Origin of the sequence: Rhizobium sp. ZW T2_16 (genome assembly GCF_044987325.1) — a bacterium.
In the GTDB taxonomy this organism is placed as follows: Bacteria; Pseudomonadota; Alphaproteobacteria; order Rhizobiales; family Rhizobiaceae; genus Neorhizobium; species Neorhizobium cellulosilyticum.
In genome coordinates this window covers 33052-50070 of record NZ_JBJDRG010000007.1, presented here as the reverse complement: position 1 = coordinate 50070, position 17019 = coordinate 33052, and the positions used below count along the sequence as shown (strand labels likewise).

Here is a 17019-nt window from a genome sequence, read left to right as displayed (position 1 = left end):
AGAGATAGGACGGTTTCGCGGTTCGGAGAAGCGTGAAAACGCCCTGGTCACTCAGGGGTTGCAAAATACCGGAAATATCCGTCGAATTCGCGCAATAATATCCCAGAGGTTGCTAAATTACACGCGCAGTTGATGTTTTCCAGCGGCGAACCCCTTGTATGCAAAGCGATCTCGCATCATATTCTACGTCAGGCTTGCTGGAGCTCCGCAGCGGCGCCTGGGTCATATATTAGGGGGCCCGACACCGTAGTAATTCCGGAGCTTAAAGAGGAAACAATGGCTGACTTCAACAACTACCAGAACCGAATGGCGCAGTCCCGTGCGCAGTCCGGTGAGATGATCGATGCAGGCCTGCGCGCCTACATGCTTCGGGTCTACAACCTGATGGCACTCGGACTTGCGATCACCGGTGTTGCTGCTTACGGCACCTATGCATTCGCGGCCTCCAACCCGGCCGTTGCACAGGCGCTTTACGGCGGTCCGCTCAAGTGGGTTATCATGCTGGCTCCGCTGGGCATGGTGTTCTTCCTGAGCTTCCGCATCAACAAGATGAGCGTTCCGGCTGCGCAGATGACCTTCTGGGTCTATGCCGCACTGATGGGTCTCTCGCTGTCCTCGATCTTCCTGGTCTTCACCGGCCAGAGCATCGTTCAGACATTCTTCGTCACCGCAGCATCGTTTGGCGCCCTGTCGCTTTACGGCTACACGACGAAGAAGGACCTGTCCGGCCTCGGCTCGTTCCTGATCATGGGTCTGTTCGGCCTGATCATCGCGTCGATCGTCAACATCTTCCTACAGTCGTCTGCAATGGGCTTCGCGATCTCCGCCATCGGCGTGCTGATCTTCGCTGGCCTGACCGCGTACGACACGCAGAAGATCAAGGAAATGTACTGGGACGGTCACGACTCCGCCACGACGGGCCGCATGGCCATCATGGGCGCACTGACCCTGTACCTCGACTTCATCAACCTCTTCACCTTCCTGCTGCAGTTCATGGGCAACCGCGACGAATAAGCGGAAGAGTGATCGTTACGAAGAAGGCGGCTTTCGAGCCGCCTTTTTTGTTGCCTGGTTTTTTGAGCAAGCCTAGGCTGGACACAGTTTCAAACCAACATCCCGCTTGTTCCCCGCCATGACATTTTCCATTCGCAATGCTACTGCGGCCGACCTTCCGGCCATCACCGAAATCTATCGTGACAGCGTGCTGAACGGCACTGCAAGTTACGAAATCACTGCCCCCGACCTGATCGAGATGACCAGCCGCCAGTCCGGCATCATCGAAAAAGGGTACCCCTATATCGCAGCGGAAGCGGAAGACGGCAGCCTTCTCGGCTATGCCTATGCCTCAGCATTCCGCACCCGCCCGGCCTATCGCTGGCTAGTGGAGGATTCGATCTATCTCGCACCCGAAGCCCGCGGCAAAGGCGTCGGCAAGGCCCTGCTGAAGGAATTGCTGATCCGCTGTGAAGCGCTCGGCTTCCGGCAGATGGTAGCCGTCATCGGCGGCGCCAGCCCCGCTTCGGTTGCCGTCCACAAAAGTCTCGGCTTCGAGATGACCGGCACGCTGAAAGGCACGGGCTTCAAACATGGGAAATGGCTGGATACAGTCCTGATGCAGGTCTCGCTTGGTGAAGGCACTAAAACCGACCCGGATCTTGCAGCCTATCCCGGAACGCTGTTTGCGGGATAACGCGGACTCGTAAGCACCCATCGCTGCGCATCAATCGATCAGCTTCAAAGCCTTGTCGAAAACCTTCAGCACCTGCTGCAGTTCATGACCCCGTTTGATAATCATGCCGTTAGTGCTGATCACCGAATAGGCGCCCTGTTTGCCGGCAAGCTTGGGATTTTTCTCCACTCGGAAAAGCGGCATCTCACCGGATCGTTTGAAGATGGAAAAGACTGCCCGATCCTTCAGATGATCGATCGCATAGTCCTTCCACTCGCCTTCACCGACCATGCGGCCGTAAATCCAGAGAATGGCATCCAGCTCGCGCCGGTGAAATGTCACTGGAACAGGGTCAAGGCTCCGCTTGTATTCGCTGAGACTGACGACAACGGCCGCATCCTGGGGCCGCGCGCCCGCTGGCAAATCAGACTGATCGGCCATCAAAGCTCCAAACGTTACATGTCTTTGGTATGACAGTGTGCCCGACCCGTACAAAAATGCAAGTCATCGAGAAGGCTGCAGCAAGCGTCCCCCGCCGGGACAGATTTTTTCATCTGCCTAAATTCGGACAAAACAGCGCCAAAATCGGCATACATGTTGCGGCTGTTGGTTGGCGCGTTTAGCGCCATTGGCCCGGTCAGGTGCATTGACCCTTACCCCCAGCCCCCCAATGTTTCCGGGCCGGGCCATCCAACAACTTTCCAAGCTCATCGAAAAAAACGGCCGCCGGTTTCGCCCCAGGCAAAGACCGGGCACGATTTCCTGTTTTGAAAAAAGGCAGAAACGTCTTCGGAAAATATCCGGTCAGTCTTTTTTGCGGCCTGCCATCAAGACCGTCGCACCGATGATCGAGGCAGGCTCGCCTCCTGAACCAGATGTCTGCAGGAGGATGGCGCAGCCGTCCTTTTTGGTCTTGCCAAGCGCCTTGCCGGGCAGTTTCAGCGTCATCTTCTGGCCGTTCCACATACCGACCGACTGCACGTCGTAAACGGCATGCCAGTATTCCATGTTCTTGCCGCTGTTTTCGCCCTTGGTCACGTCCACCTGCTGGTGCTTGGTGAAATAGGCAACCACGACATCGGCCTGTCCCTGCCCTTCGCCGATCTCGATCTCGATCTCGTCCGCGTGCATGGTAGCAGCGACGGGGACGGTCAGGCCCTTGCCGGCTTTCTGCAGATCATTGACCTTGCCATTGATGACCGTCTGATCGGTGCCCTTCACATGCTCGCGGCCGTTGATGATCGCCTGCGGCGTGTAGACACCACTGCGCCCCATCGTCTTGGCGTAACCATATTGCCGCTCGGTGTTTTCCTTGGAGGACAGCGTGTCGGTCCAGCCGAGATAGTTCCAGTAGTCCACATGATAGGAAAGCACCACGAGATCACCCTGGGCCACCAGCTGCGACAGCGTGTTGTCGGCCGGCGGACAGGAAGCACAGCCCTGCGAGGTGAAAAGCTCGACGACGCCCTTTGGCGACCGCACCTCTCCGGCCGATGCGATACTGCCAACGAGCAGGCTCGCAAGGACGATAACGGCACGCAAGGCAAACGGCATGGATGACGAACCTTTTGTCAGGGCAATCGCAAGAAGCGGTTGCCATCGGCAGGAAAGAAAACAAATCTCTGGGCTGGCGGAAAATAACCATCCACAATTTCAAGAGAAAGTCACGATGGGGTGAGAACGGAGAATGTGATTAATCGTCGCCTTTTGGTTGTAAAACCAACTTGGGTAACACCGAAGGATTAGACGAGCTTAAGCAAACCCTGCGCGAGATAAACCGCACCTACGCCAGTCACGACCCAACGGGTCCAGGCGCGAAAATTTGCATCCGTCATCTTCTGCAGAATGCCGTTTCCGGCCCGTGCGCCCAGGATCGCAATCGGTGCAGCAATCAGCACAGCGATCGCGTCCACAGTCGGCAAATGCGAGGCTGCATCCCAGTAGAAGGCGATCTTGGCGAGATGCGACAACGTCTGGATCGACGCCTTGGTGGCGATGATCTTGCGGCGGTCCATCTGGGTGCGGATGAAGAAGATATCGACGGTCGGACCGGCGACACCGACGCTGATCGTCATCGCGCCGGAAAGAAGCCCCGCCAGAAACGCATGCGACGGCCGTGAGGCGTCAAGCTGCAATCTGTTGACCGGCAGCCAGACAAGGATCGGCATCAGCCCGACGCCGATCAGAACCACGATCAGGCTCGGCGTATAATTGGTCAGGAACAGGACGACCGCCGACAGCGCTACCCCGGAACACAGGATGGAAAGGATCCGCCAGTCGATATAGGCGCGAGAAAACCAGGCGCGCGATCCGTTCGATACCATCTGGATGACGCCCTGGATCGCGATCGCGGTGCCGACGGGATAGAGGAAGAGCAGAACCCAAAGCAGGATCAACCCGCCGGCCATGCCGAAAATGCCGGAAAGCAGTGACGTCAGAAAGACGGTTACGGCCATTCCGATGAAGATGATGAGAGACAATAGAATACGCCTGAGAGGTCGAGCAGCCCCTCATCCGCCTGCCGGCACCTTCTTCCCCCGCGAGCGGGAAGAAGGGATGTACCGCACCGTTCTGCCACATGTGCAACAACGACGTAGGCCACGTCCCCTCTCCCCGCAAGCGGGGAGAAGGTTAGGGTGAGGGGCGCCCCAATTATTGAAAACCACCCGCCGGAATGCCCGGCGGGTGGCTGATGTCGTTAAGCCGCGAGATCCCGCAGAACCGTCTGCAGGATGCCGCCATTGTTCATGTAGATAACCTCGTCGAGCGTATCGATGCGGCAGAGGATGTTGATCTCCTTCACCGTGCCGTCGCCATAGGTGATCTGGGCGGTCTTCCATTCGCGCGGCTTGATATCGCCTTCGAGGCCCTCGATGGTGACGACTTCGTCACCTTTGAGGTTGAGCGAAGCCCAGGTCGTACCCTCTTCGAAGACGAAAGGAACGACGCCCATGCCGACAAGGTTCGAGCGATGGATACGCTCGAACGACTGGGCGATCACTGCCTTGACGCCCAAGAGGTTGGTACCCTTTGCAGCCCAGTCGCGCGACGAACCGTTGCCATATTCAACACCGGCGAAGATGACCAGTGGAACGCCCTCTTCCTTGTATTTCATCGCCGCATCGTAAATCGACATCTCTTCCTTCGACGGATAGTGGATGGTGTAGCCGCCTTCCTTGCCGTTCGGGCCGAGCATGTGGTTGCGGATGCGAATATTGGCGAACGTGCCACGCATCATCACTTCGTGATTGCCGCGACGCGTGCCGTACTGGTTGAAGTCTGCAACGGCGACGCCGTTTTCGGTGAGATAAGCACCGGCCGGCGAGGACGCCTTGATTGAACCGGCCGGAGAAATGTGGTCGGTGGTGATCTTGTCACCGAAGAGACCAAGCACGCGGGCGCCCTTGATATCCTTCAGGCCCGAGCCCTTTTTGCCCATGCCGACGAAGTAAGGCGGGTTCTGCACATAGGTCGACTTGTCGTCCCAGGCATAAGTCTCGCCATCGGGGATCTGCACCGCCTGCCAGTTCTCGTCGCCCTTGAACACGTCCGCATACTTGCTTTCGAACAGTTCGCGAGTGACGTATTTGGCGATGAATTCCTGCACTTCGGCAGATGTCGGCCAGACATCCTTGAGGAAGACCGGCTGGCCATCGCTGCCGATCCCGAGCGGTTCCGTCGTCAGGTCCTTCTGCACCGTACCGGCCAGCGCATAAGCGACGACGAGCGGCGGCGAAGCCAGATAGTTGGCCTGGACATCCGGCGAGATACGACCTTCGAAGTTTCGGTTACCGGAAAGCACACCCGAAACGATCAGGCCCTTGTCGTTGATCGTCTTGGAAATCGGCGCAGGCAGCGGGCCGGAATTTCCGATGCAGGTCGTGCAGCCGAAGCCGACAAGGTTGAAGCCAAGCGCATCGAGATCATTTTGCAAGCCGGACTTGGCAAGATATTCGCCGACGACCTGTGATCCCGGTGCAAGCGAGGTTTTCACCCATGGAGCAGTCTTCAGACCCTTGGCAACAGCGTTACGGGCCAGCAGACCGGCAGCGATGAGAACCGAGGGGTTGGACGTGTTGGTGCACGACGTGATGGCGGCAATTGCCACATCGCCATGGCCGAGATCGAAATCCGTGCCTTCGACGGCATAACGGTTATCGAGCTGACCCGGCTTCTTGTAGTCGCTTTCCATCGAACCGGCGAAACCGGAAGCAATGTTTTCCAGTGGAATGCGGCCTTCCGGGCGTTTCGGACCGGCCATGGAAGGCACGACATCGCCGAGATCGAGTTCCAGCGTGTCGGTAAAGACAAGTTCGGAACCATCCGTATCACGCCACATGCCCTGCGCCTTCGAGTAGGCTTCGACGAGCGCGATACGCTCCTTGGTGCGGCCCGACATGTTGAGATAATTGACGGTTTCGGCGTCGACCGGGAAGAAGCCGCAGGTCGCGCCGTATTCCGGGCCCATGTTGCCGATGGTGGCACGGTCGGCGACCGGCATGTTGTCCATGCCCGGACCGAAGAATTCAACGAATTTCGAAACCACGCCCTTTTTGCGCAGCATCTGCACGACGGTGAGCACGAGGTCGGTCGCGGTGACGCCCTCTTTCAGCTTACCCGTCAGCTTGAAGCCGATGACTTCCGGCAGAAGCATCGAAACCGGCTGGCCGAGCATCGAGGCTTCCGCTTCGATACCGCCCACACCCCAGCCGAGAACGCCAAGGCCGTTAATCATCGTGGTATGGCTATCGGTGCCAACGCAGGTATCGGGATAGGCGGTGACTTCACCGTCTTCTTCATTGGTCCAGACGGTCTGGCCAAGATATTCGAAATTCACCTGGTGGCAGATGCCGGTGCCGGGCGGCACGACGCGAAAATTCTTGAACGCCTGCTGGCCCCATTTGAGGAAGCGGTAACGCTCGCCGTTGCGCTGGTATTCCAGCTCCACATTGCGGGCAAAGGCAGTCGGCGTGCCGAATTCGTCGACGATCACCGAGTGGTCGATCACGAGATCGACGGGCACGAGCGGATTGATCTTTTCCGGATCGCCGCCGAGCGATTTGATGCCGTCACGCATGGCGGCAAGGTCGACCACCGCCGGAACGCCGGTAAAGTCCTGCATCAAAACGCGGGCCGGACGATAGGCGATTTCGGCCTCGGTCAGCCCCTTATTGCTCAGCCATTCGGCAACAGAGAGGATCTGCTCCTTTGTGACGGACTTTCCGTCTTCGAAGCGCAGCAGGTTTTCGAGCAGCACCTTCATCGAGAAGGGCAGCTTGGAAACACCCGCCAGACCGTTCGCTTCGGCCTTGGGCAGTGAATAATAGACATAGTCCTTGCCGCCTACGGTAAGGACGGAACGACATTGAAAGCTATCGATAGACTTGGTCACGGATTAGAACCCCGCTGATATCAAGAGCCAACACGCGCGTGCGGACGCCTATGCATTAGAAATGCACTATAGGATGCGGGTGCGACCATTTCCGCTGTCCGCACGAGAAGATTTTGGTCTTCAGGTCCGGCGCTGAGTGGAAATCACGCCGGCCGCTGGCGTGGTTGCTATGTATATAGATAGTTTCTAAGAACCTTCCAGACACTTTGTCGCAGCGGGCAAAAGATTTTTTGCGGCTAGATGATTGAGAACTTAAACAAGGTTTCCGTGATGCGGCTGACGGCCGAAAACTTGAGCGCCAGACGCGGCGAAGACCTGATCTTCAAGGATATTTCCTTCACTTTGGAAGGGGGCGAAAGCCTTGTCCTGACGGGGAAGAACGGCTCGGGAAAGTCGACACTGTTGCGCACTGTGGCCGGGTTGTTGCGGCCCGAAAGCGGGCGAGTGACCTGGGAGCAGGATGGTGTAAAGGCTGAAATGCGCGCCGCCGAAGCCTGCCACTATCTCGGCCACCGCAATGCGATGAAGGCCGAACTGACGGTCTCGGAGAACCTTTCCTTCTGGCGCGATTTCCTCGGTGATTTTAATGGAAATGCCGGCATGAGCATCGGCGAGGCAGCCGAAGCGGTCGGCCTCGGCGGCATCACCCACCTGCCTTTCGGATATCTCTCCGCCGGCCAGCAACGCCGCATGGCCTTCGCCAAACTGCTCGTCGCCTGGCGCCCGGTCTGGATCCTGGACGAGCCGACCGCCGCGCTGGATGTGAATGCGGAAGAGGTGTTCACCGCGCTGATCAAGGAGCATCTGGCCGCTGGCGGCATCGTGCTTGCAGCAACCCACCAGCCGCTCGGACTGGAAGATGCGCAGGAATTGCGGATGACGGGGTTTGCCGGGGTGATGGAGGAGATGTGGTGACCCACTATCGTCTCGCCCAGTCAGCCCCCCTCTGCCCTGCCGGACATCTCCCCCACAAGGGGGGAGATCAGCTGGGCGCACGCTCTTCAGACCACTTCAGTCTTGCCGCAAAGCGCATGCTTTTTGGAAGAGCGACAGTCAGGCCGCTTGTGATCTCCCCCCTTGTGGGGGAGATGCCCGGCAGGGCAGAGGGGGGCAGCTCCACCCAGCAAGGCAGCGGTCCTCCTCCAATGGCCAGTAGCGGCACCAACGGAGATCAGCCAGAATGACCGTCCTCCTCCTCCGCGACCTGAAACTCTCAGTCCGCGCCGGCGGCGGTGCGTTGATCGGCGTGCTGTTCTTCATGACGGTCGTCGCCGTTATCCCCTTCGGTGTCGGCCCCGATCTCAATCTTCTCTCCCGTATCGGCCCGGCCATCGTCTGGATCGGCGCACTTCTCTCCGCGCTCCTCGGCCTCGACCGCATGTTCCAGACCGACCGCGAGGACGGCTCGCTCGACCTGATCCTGATGCAGGAACACCCACTGGCGCTGACAGTACTGGTCAAGTGCCTCGCCCACTGGCTCGGCAACGGACTACCGCTGGTCATCGCCTCGCCGCTTCTCGGCCTGTTCATGAACATGAGCGAAGTCGCGATCGGCGCGACCATGCTGACGCTTCTGGTCGGCACACCGGCGCTGACCTTCATCGGCGCGGTGGGTGCTGCCGTGGCCGTCGCTCTTCCCCGCGGCGGCCTGCTGGTCTCGATCCTCGTCTTGCCGCTGGCGATACCGGTATTGATCTTCGGCGTCAGCGCGTCTTATGCCGCTGTTGAAGATCCCGCCCCCTTCATGCCGCCTTTTCTGATATTGGTGGCCATCACGATGTTTTTTGCGGTGATCGGTCCTATCGGCGCGGCACTCGCTTTGCGAAACACGGCCGATTGATTAGAATCATTCTCGAAAACGCACGACCCGGTTAGAAAGTCCAATGCCCGAAAGCCTTGCCATCACGAAAATCTCCGATCTGGCCAACCCGACACGCTTCCTCGGCCTGGCGGCGCGTATCCTGCCATGGATGGCCGGCATCACCGCGATCCTCTTTGCAATCGGGCTTTATCTCACCTTTGCCAGCGAAGGCGATTACCAGCAGGGCATGACGGTGCGTATCATGTATGTGCATGTGCCGGCTGCCTGGCTGTCGATGATGTGCTATTCGGTAATGGCCATGTCGGCGATCGGCACGCTGGTCTGGCGCCACCCGCTGGCCGATGTTTCGCACAAGACGGCAGCGCCGCTTGGTGCAGCCTTCACCCTCATCGCCCTTGCCACCGGATCGCTCTGGGGCAGGCCGATGTGGGGCACATGGTGGGTCTGGGATGCAAGGCTGACTTCCGTTTTCGTGCTGTTTTTGATGTATCTCGGCCTGATTGCGCTCAATCGCGCCATGGACGATCCAAGCCGTGCTGCCCGCGTTTCGGCCGTGCTGATCCTGATCGGCTTCGTCAACATCCCGATCATCAAGTTTTCGGTCGACTGGTGGAACACGCTGCATCAGCCAGCGAGCGTCATCCGCATGGGCGGCCCGACGATCGACAAGGAATTCCTCTGGCCGCTGCTGATCATGGCCATCGCCTTCACGCTGTTGTTCTTCACCCTGCATATCGGGGCAATGCGCAACGAGATCTGGCGCCGCCGTGTCTCGGCACAACGCCGCATGGCCGCCCGCATGGCAGGCCGGACACCGGCGAAGGAGGCGTAAGATGAGCCATACGTTCTACATCTCCGCATCCTATGCCGTCGCCGCCATCGTTATGCTCTGTCTGATCGGCTGGGTCTGGCTCGATGGCCGTGCCCGCCAGCGAGAACTTGCAGAACTGGAAGCCTCCGGCATTCGCCGCCGCTCCGCTCGCCCTGCCCCAACAGACGGAGCCTCGTCATGACATCCGGCACGGAAGAGGCCAACCTCAAACCAAAGCACAACCGCAGCCGCTACGCACTGGCGCTGATCCCGCTTGCCGTCTTTGTGGGCTTTGCCGCGGTCGCCGGAAAGATGCTCTACGATCAGGACGTCAACGGGCTCGACGTTTCCGCCATCCCGTCTGCGCTGATCGGCAAGACGGCGCCATCGCTTGCCTTGCCGCCGCTGGAAGGTTCGAACACTGCCGCCCTTACGGATGCCGCCATCAAGGGCAAGCTGACCCTGGTCAACGTCTTCGCCTCATGGTGCGTGCCCTGCCGGCAGGAACATCCCATCCTGAAGCAGCTGGCGAACGATAGCCGGCTTAACATCGTGGGCATCAACTACAAGGACCGCAACGACAACGCCCTGCGTTTCCTCGGCGAGCTTGGTAATCCCTACAAGGCGATCGGCGTCGACCCGAATGGCAAGGCTGCGATCGACTGGGGCGTCTATGGCATTCCGGAAAGTTATCTGGTCGGCCCGGACGGTACGATCCTTTACAAGAAGGTCGGTCCCTTCGATGAGCGCGGCCTGACACAGCAACTATTGCCAGCGATTGAAAGGGCTTCGGGCGCAGCCAAGAGCTAACTTTATCTTTAAGAAACGATCCTGAGCGGCGGCGGTCCCTCCGGCGGCCGTTGCCCTTCGGTCACAACCCTGTTGCGACCGGAATTCTTGGCCGTATAGAGACAGGCGTCCGCCCGCGCGAGGGCATCATGCACGGAATGATCTCCGGGTGCGGTGGCCGAAACGCCGAAACTCGCTGTAATCATCCCATCGACCCCATGATCTTGCCAGCTCATGGCGGCAAACCCGAACCTCGCCTTTTCCACCATATCCGCCGCTTCCATTCGGCCGATACCAGGCAGAAAACTTACGAACTCTTCGCCCCCAAAACGCGCGATCGCAACACTTCTGAGGTTCGCTCTCAAAATCTGCGCAAACCCGATAATGACATGATCGCCGGCAGCATGGCCGAAGCGATCATTGACCTGTTTGAAGTAATCGATATCCCCGACGATAACAGCCCCTGCAGGAAAGGCACCTCCCTTTGCTTCGGGCAAAGCCAGCTCGAAACCGCGTCGGTTGAACAACCCGGTGAGAGGATCGCGGCACGCCGCATCACGATGACCCATAACCACATCCGAGACGACCGAACCCAAAACAGCCAGCGCCATGATGAAGCCGACGATGCTCGCCGCCATCTGCATCAGAAAAGCATATTCGGAAGACAGGAACTGGTCGAGTGAATCAAAATTGCCAGCAGACGTGGAAACAAGGAGAGCCGTCACCCGGATGGCGGTCTCCAGCACAACCATCGACGCCATAACCACGAGCAAACGATCAATCGCCGACTTGGCAAATCTCCACACGGAAACGATTGCAATACCAAGCAGCACCGCCAACGATGAATCGCCGATTGCAAGCTGCGATCTCAGATCTTCCTCGACAAGGATAAACCAGCAGACGACCGCAAAAGCCGTCAACGTGAAAAGCAGCCGCGGCAGCAACAATGTCGGGCGCCTGAACCTGACAAGCATGGCATGGCCATAGAGAAAAAATGCTGCGTAGAAGAACACGTTCGAGAGCACTGCCTGTGCAGGCAAAGGCAGCGCATAGGCAAGGATAGGAAAGGCAAAGCCGAGCGCCGCCGAAATGTAGCCCAGCCCCCAGTAACGAGCTGAGCCATCGGACCATCGGTCGGCGATCAGAAAAATGCTGCCGAAAACCAGAAAAATGAACGGCAAGAGATAGGAAAAATTATCGGTCTGTTCCATCTGACCCTGCGCAGAAAGCCTTCATGCATCCTGTCGGTTATGAAAAAGCCCTAGGCCCAGAACGTTAACATTTCAACGACAGTGGGGCTCGAAAAGGTACCTCTGCACAGGTTCAGCCGATGGCGCTCTGCCATGTCCTGACCGCATCTATCGGCCAGATCAACATCAGTACATTGAGCGTGAGGTTGTCACGGATCAACCAGCCGGTGAAAAGCTCGAAAACGATTGCGACCGTGACGGTCAGCCAGACGGGCATGCGGGAAGCAAACAGAAACCCGAGTGTCATGAACACCGTATCCATTGCCGAATTGAGGATGCTGTCACCCGAATAACCAAGCGCCATCGTCGCATTGCGATACCGGTCGATGATGAGCGGCGAATTTTCCGCGATCTCCCATGCGGCCTCGATGAAAACCGCCAGCGCCAGACGCTCGGAGATCGACCGGCGACGCAGGAGCAACCAGCCAAAAGCATAAAACAGGAAGCCGTGAATGATATGCGACGGCGTGTACCAATCGGCCAGATGCTGCGAGTTTCCCGGCGAATTCACCCCCGGTTCGAACAGCTTCACATATCCGCATTCGCAGATCGGCACGCGACCCATGAAATAGAGGATCGTGATCTGCAGCAGAAAAAGGACGAGTGCCGCGATCAGCCAGCGCCGGGAGACATCGTCGGTTTCCGGCGTAAAGGTCGTCACTTGTCACCTTCGGCAACGGTGTCCTGCACGGTGTGGCGCATGATCAGCGGCATCTGCGACAGCGTGAATAGAATGGTGATCGGCATCGTGCCCCAGACCTTGAAATTCACCCAGGCCTCGTCGGAGAAATTGCGCCAGACGACCTCGTTGAGCACGGCGAGAAACAGGAAGAATATCCCCCAGCGCAGGGTCAGCTTCTTCCAGCCCTCCGCGTCGAGATTGAACGCTGCATTGAAGACATAACCGAGCAGCGATTTGCCGAAGAACAGACCGCCGAGCAGCACGACGCCGAACAGCGTGTTGACGATGGTCGGTTTCATCTTGATGAAGGTCTCGTCCTGAAGCCAGATCGATAATCCGCCGAACACCATGACGACCACGCCCGAGACGAAGGGCATGACCGGCAGATGCTTGAAGACAATTTTGGAAATGACCAGCGAGATCACGGTCGCAACCATGAACAGCGCGGTGGCGATCAGCAGCGGCCCGCCAATGGCAGACAGTGCTGGAAACTTGCCGACAAGCCATTCGCCGCGCAGATTGCCAAAGAAGAAGACCAGCAAAGGCCCTAGTTCCAGCGCCATTTTCAGGCCCGGTTTCTGCTTCTCTTCCTTGGTCGGCGTAATATCGCTTTCGATCGTCTGCATAGGTCCCAACTTATTGTCTGTCGTTATCTGGAGCCAAATCGTTTTTCTGTGTCATCAATGCGGCGCAGGCGTAAGCCCTGCAATCGCCTCAGCAAAATCCTTCGCCTCGAAGGGTTCGAGATCATCAATGCCCTCGCCGACGCCGATAAAATAGACCGGTAGGCGATGCTTGGCCGCGATCGCGACCAGGATGCCGCCTCGCGCGGTCCCGTCGAGCTTGGTCATGATCAGACCGCTGACACCGGCAACATTTCGGAAGATTTCGACCTGGTTCATGGCATTCTGCCCGGTCGTGGCATCGAGCGTCTGCAAGACGGTATGCGGCGCTTCAGGATCGAGCTTGTTGAGAACACGCACGATCTTTTCGAGTTCCGCCATCAGTTCCGCCTTGTTCTGCAGCCGGCCGGCGGTATCGATGATCAGCACGTCGGATTTCTTTTCCTTCGCCTTAACATAGGCGTCATAGGCAAGGCCCGCCGCATCGGCGCCAAGCTTGGTACCGATGAATTCCGAATTGGTGCGATCCGCCCAGATCTTCAGCTGTTCGATAGCGGCAGCACGGAACGTATCGCCGGCAGCGAGCATGACCTTGAGGCCCGAGCCCGAAAGCTTTGCCGCAAGCTTGCCGATCGTCGTCGTCTTGCCGGTGCCGTTGACGCCGACCACGAGAATGACATGCGGCTTGTGATTGAGATCGAGCTGCAGCGGCTTGGCGACCGGCGCCAGAACCTTGGTAATTTCGGCCGACATGATGCGCGACACATCCTCGCCGGTCACGTCCTTGCCATAACGCTCGGCAGACAGACTCCCGGTGATCCGCATCGCGGTCTCCACGCCGAGATCGGCCTGGATCAACAGGTCTTCGAGGTCTTCCAGCGTCTCGTCATCCAGCTTGCGCTTGGTGAAGAGAGCGGCGATCTGCCCTGTCAGTTGCGAAGACGTCCGGGCAAGCCCGGCGCGTAGACGCTGGAACCAGGTCAACTTCAGCGGCGGCACGACTGCCACGACTTCCGGTTCGGATATCGAGGTGGAGAAACCCTTGGGGAGGACTGGGGCTGAGTCAGCGGACGCATTACCCACCTCTGTCCTGCCGGACATCTCCCCCACTGGGGGGGAGATCGGCTGGGGACTTACGAGCTGCTCCACATCAACCGTCGTATTTACAGCAGCGTGACCTTCGGAAAGCTCAGTATCTGGGGCAACAGCACCCTGTCCTTCAGCACCCTCATCAAAGGCAACCGGCGGCAGCGCATCCGTGACCTCCCCCCCTGTGGGGGAGATGCCCGGCAGGGCAGAGGGGGGTGTTTCCGCGGAAACGCCACCATCTGTCTCCGCCGCAGCCTCCGCCTCCAGCAGCGACAGAGGCACGATGCCGAGATCCGATGTTTCTTCCGCGCCTGCAAGAACCGCAACCGCTTCATCATCCCCCACGACATCGTCCGAAGGACCGCCGGCTGTCTCGATTTCGGCCGGTGCGACCGGATCAACCGGCGTCACAGGTAATTCCTCGACGGCAACGACGCCCGATACAGGCGACTGGTCTTCAACCGGCTTTTCGACCGGCTGCTCAGCGGGCCGATCGGCTGGCTTGTCGCCGAAGGTGAAGACGCGTTTGATGAAGCTTACCATTACTTACAATCCGTTTCGGTCAGGCCGCCTGCTCATGGGCAGCCAGAAGCCGCATGTCGAGATGTTTGCCGTTATGTCCAGTAATCATAACGCGCTGAATGTCGCGGGGAACCAGTCCCGGCGCTGCAACCAGCGAAAAGTTTTCCGTATGCGCCATGCCATTGTTTTCAATGATGACGGTCTGCTCGGTTCCGACCATCCGGTCGAGATGCGCAAGATGCAGCGCCTCGCCACGGGCGCGAAGCCTCGCGGCGCGCTCCTTGACCCGCACCCGGTCGACCTGCGGCATGCGCGCCGCCGGCGTGCCGGAGCGCGGACTGTAGGGAAAAACATGCAGAAATGAGATGCCGGCCTCTTCGGCCAGGGTCGCAGCCCCTTCGAACATCTCTTCTGTTTCGGTTGGAAACCCGGCGATCATATCCGCACCAAAAGCGATTTCCGGCCGCAGCCGCCGCGCCTGTTCCACGAAGGCAAGAGCCTCGGCTCGGGAATGACGACGCTTCATCCGCTTCAGGATCATGTCGTCGCCATGCTGCAGCGACAGATGCAGATGCGGCATGAAACGCGGCTCGCCAGCGATCAGGTCCCAGAGATGACTGTCGGCCTCGATACTGTCGATCGACGACAGCCGCAGGCGAAGAATTTCCGGTATCTGCTTCAAAAGCGTCTTGGCGAGATAACCGAGCGTCGGATTGCCCGGCAGATCCGTGCCATAGCTCGTCGCATCGACGCCAGTCAGCACGATCTCACGATATCCGCTTTCCGTGAGCTTTCGTGCTTGCTCGACAACTGCCCCCATCGGCACCGAGCGGGAATTGCCGCGCCCATAGGGAATGATGCAGAAAGTACAGCGATGGTCGCAACCGTTCTGCACCTGGATGAAGGCACGCACATGCCCGTCGATATGCTTGACCATCTGCGGCGCGGTCGCCTTGACGCTCATGATGTCGTTGACGCGGAGTTTCTCTTCCGCCGAAACGCCGAAATCCGGCAGGCCGCGATAGGAAGTGCTTTTCAGCTTTTCCTCATTGCCGAGCACGGCATCGACTTCCGGCATGTCGGCAAAGGTTTGCTTTTCCGTCTGCGCCGCACAGCCGGTGACGATGATGCGTGCATGCGGATTCTCCCTCCGCGCCCGTCGGATCGCCTGCCGCGCCTGCCGCACCGCCTCGCCTGTCACGGCGCAGGTATTGACTAGCACGGCATTGTTCAAGCCAGCCTTTTCGGCTTCAGCCCGCATCACTTCCGATTCATAGGTGTTGAGCCGACAGCCGAAGGTTATGACCTCGACGCCGCTCAATTTGCCTTAACCTCAAGTTCCGTATCGCGCGAAAACGTGCCGGTTTCAGGATCGACCTTGCCCGACCATTCCCATTCGGCAGGTCCCGTCATCACCACATGATCGTTTTCCCGCCATTCGATAACGAGCGGCTGGCGACTGGGTGCGGAAGCGACATCGATCGTCACCTTCCGGCCGGTACGACCGGTGCGGGCGGCAGAAACGCCAGCGGCACAGGCAGCCGAACCGCAGGCAAGCGTCAGGCCCGCGCCGCGCTCCCAGGTGCGGGTGCGCAAGGAACTGTCGCTCGTGACCTGCGCCAGCGTGATATTGGCCTTTTCCGGGAACATCGGATGGTTTTCCAGCATCGGCCCGAAACGCTCCAGATCGAAGGTCATCGGGTCCTTGTCGACCCAGAAGACCGCATGCGGATTGCCCATCGACATGGCGGACGGCGAATGCAGGATCGGCGCATCGATCGGCCCGATCTGCAGTTCGATCCGGCTGGTGTCGAAAAACTCTTCCGACAGCGGGATCTTGTCCCACTGAAAGACCGGCTTGCCCATATCGACGGAAATCGTGCCGTCCTCATGCTCCTGCGCATTCAAGATGCCGGCAACCGTCTGGAAGGTGAAGGTCTTGCGGCCGGTCTCTGCAGCCAGTGCCTGCACCACGCAGCGCGTGCCGTTGCCACAGGCCTGCGCCTTTGTGCCATCGCAGTTGAGAATATCGATCCAGGCATCGGTGCCTTGGGCCCTGGGATCATGGATCGCCATGATCTGGTCGAACTCGGTGGCCGGATCGGCTGCAAGAGCGATCGCCGCCTCAGGTGTCACCTTGTCGGTGCGACCACGCATGTCGACGACCAGGATCTTGTTGCCAAGCCCGTTCATGCGCGCGAATTCGACCTGTCCTGCCATGATGATATCCACTCTTCGGGCCGTCAAACCAGCAATGGCCCACTCTTCAAGGCGTATATGGCCGAAAGTGCTGCAAATTACCAGTGGCGGCGCATATGCCTAAAGATTGGCGCAAAGCCGCAACGCGTGTTAGGGGAGCCGCAAAAACGA

Annotated in this window: 18 protein-coding genes; 8 read left to right on the top strand and 10 right to left on the bottom strand. The window is 58.9% G+C overall.

Annotation, left to right across the window (positions count from 1 at the left end):
- The first annotated feature begins 276 nt into the window (after positions 1 to 276).
- Complete coding sequence (locus ACI3K0_RS17995; RefSeq protein ID WP_148147808.1) at positions 277 to 1014, top strand: Bax inhibitor-1/YccA family protein; 738 nt, start codon at positions 277 to 279, stop codon at positions 1012 to 1014.
- A gap of 118 nt (positions 1015 to 1132) precedes the next feature.
- The gene (locus tag ACI3K0_RS17990; protein ID WP_148147807.1) at positions 1133 to 1690 is read left to right on the top strand and encodes a GNAT family N-acetyltransferase; all 558 of its coding nucleotides are present in this window, start codon (positions 1133 to 1135) and stop codon (positions 1688 to 1690) included.
- Positions 1691 to 1720: 30 nt separating this feature from the next.
- Here ACI3K0_RS17990 and ACI3K0_RS17985 read toward each other — a convergent pair whose 3' ends face one another.
- A complete protein-coding gene (locus ACI3K0_RS17985) occupies positions 1721 to 2110 on the bottom strand; it encodes a DUF2794 domain-containing protein (RefSeq protein WP_404945853.1) in 390 nt (129 codons plus the stop codon).
- 363 nt (positions 2111 to 2473) lie between these two features.
- Positions 2474 to 3223: a thioredoxin family protein gene (locus tag ACI3K0_RS17980; RefSeq protein ID WP_183828505.1), complete on the bottom strand. Its 750-nt coding sequence runs from the start codon at positions 3221 to 3223 to the stop codon at positions 2474 to 2476.
- Between ACI3K0_RS17980 and ACI3K0_RS17975 the strand changes: the two genes are divergently transcribed.
- Complete coding sequence (locus ACI3K0_RS17975; protein WP_281388878.1) at positions 3222 to 3347, top strand: hypothetical protein; 126 nt, start codon at positions 3222 to 3224, stop codon at positions 3345 to 3347. The genes ACI3K0_RS17980 and ACI3K0_RS17975 overlap by 2 nt on opposite strands.
- A 64-nt stretch (positions 3348 to 3411) precedes the next feature.
- On the opposite strand, the gene ACI3K0_RS17970 is transcribed toward ACI3K0_RS17975, so the two are convergent.
- Together ACI3K0_RS17970 and acnA are read right to left on the bottom strand one after the other, a co-directional pair.
- A complete protein-coding gene (locus ACI3K0_RS17970) occupies positions 3412 to 4149 on the bottom strand; it encodes a sulfite exporter TauE/SafE family protein (RefSeq protein ID WP_210297992.1) in 738 nt (245 codons plus the stop codon).
- Between the two features lie 218 nt (positions 4150 to 4367).
- Positions 4368 to 7061 (bottom strand): aconitate hydratase AcnA, encoded by a 2694-nt coding sequence (gene acnA / locus ACI3K0_RS17965; RefSeq protein WP_183828508.1) that lies wholly within the window; start codon positions 7059 to 7061, stop codon positions 4368 to 4370.
- Between the two features lie 270 nt (positions 7062 to 7331).
- Between acnA and ccmA the strand changes: the two genes are divergently transcribed.
- From ccmA to ACI3K0_RS17940, 5 genes are all read left to right on the top strand, one after another.
- The gene (gene ccmA / locus ACI3K0_RS17960; RefSeq protein WP_183828622.1) at positions 7332 to 7976 is read left to right on the top strand and encodes a heme ABC exporter ATP-binding protein CcmA; all 645 of its coding nucleotides are present in this window, start codon (positions 7332 to 7334) and stop codon (positions 7974 to 7976) included.
- Between the two features lie 265 nt (positions 7977 to 8241).
- Positions 8242 to 8901: a heme exporter protein CcmB gene (gene ccmB / locus ACI3K0_RS17955; protein ID WP_183828511.1), complete on the top strand. Its 660-nt coding sequence runs from the start codon at positions 8242 to 8244 to the stop codon at positions 8899 to 8901.
- A gap of 43 nt (positions 8902 to 8944) precedes the next feature.
- Positions 8945 to 9715, top strand: coding sequence for a heme ABC transporter permease (locus ACI3K0_RS17950; RefSeq protein WP_183828514.1), 771 nt, complete (start codon positions 8945 to 8947; stop codon positions 9713 to 9715).
- Between the two features lies 1 nt (position 9716).
- The gene (ccmD, locus tag ACI3K0_RS17945) at positions 9717 to 9896 is read left to right on the top strand and encodes a heme exporter protein CcmD (protein ID WP_183828517.1); all 180 of its coding nucleotides are present in this window, start codon (positions 9717 to 9719) and stop codon (positions 9894 to 9896) included.
- Positions 9893 to 10504 (top strand): DsbE family thiol:disulfide interchange protein, encoded by a 612-nt coding sequence (locus ACI3K0_RS17940; protein WP_183828520.1) that lies wholly within the window; start codon positions 9893 to 9895, stop codon positions 10502 to 10504. The genes ccmD and ACI3K0_RS17940 overlap by 4 nt, the downstream gene beginning before the upstream one ends.
- Before the next feature lie 8 nt (positions 10505 to 10512).
- Here the strand turns inward: ACI3K0_RS17940 and ACI3K0_RS17935 are convergent, their stop codons facing one another.
- The 6 genes from ACI3K0_RS17935 to dapF form a co-directional block, all read right to left on the bottom strand.
- A complete protein-coding gene (locus ACI3K0_RS17935; RefSeq protein ID WP_183828523.1) occupies positions 10513 to 11694 on the bottom strand; it encodes a diguanylate cyclase in 1182 nt (393 codons plus the stop codon).
- Between the two features lie 112 nt (positions 11695 to 11806).
- Positions 11807 to 12394 carry a DUF2585 domain-containing protein gene (locus tag ACI3K0_RS17930; protein ID WP_148147798.1) on the bottom strand — a complete coding sequence of 196 codons (588 nt, stop codon included), beginning with the start codon at positions 12392 to 12394 and terminating at the stop codon, positions 11807 to 11809.
- On the bottom strand, positions 12391 to 13041 hold the full coding sequence (locus ACI3K0_RS17925) for a septation protein A (protein WP_183828529.1): 651 nt from the start codon (positions 13039 to 13041) through the stop codon (positions 12391 to 12393). Before ACI3K0_RS17925 ends, ACI3K0_RS17930 begins: the two co-directional genes overlap by 4 nt.
- Before the next feature lie 54 nt (positions 13042 to 13095).
- Positions 13096 to 14670, bottom strand: coding sequence for a signal recognition particle-docking protein FtsY (ftsY, locus tag ACI3K0_RS17920; protein ID WP_183828532.1), 1575 nt, complete (start codon positions 14668 to 14670; stop codon positions 13096 to 13098).
- 19 nt (positions 14671 to 14689) lie between these two features.
- Positions 14690 to 15970 (bottom strand): tRNA (N(6)-L-threonylcarbamoyladenosine(37)-C(2))-methylthiotransferase MtaB, encoded by a 1281-nt coding sequence (gene mtaB / locus ACI3K0_RS17915; protein WP_183828535.1) that lies wholly within the window; start codon positions 15968 to 15970, stop codon positions 14690 to 14692.
- Positions 15967 to 16869: a diaminopimelate epimerase gene (gene dapF / locus ACI3K0_RS17910; RefSeq protein WP_183828538.1), complete on the bottom strand. Its 903-nt coding sequence runs from the start codon at positions 16867 to 16869 to the stop codon at positions 15967 to 15969. Before dapF ends, mtaB begins: the two co-directional genes overlap by 4 nt.
- Between the last annotated feature and the right edge of the window lie 150 nt (positions 16870 to 17019).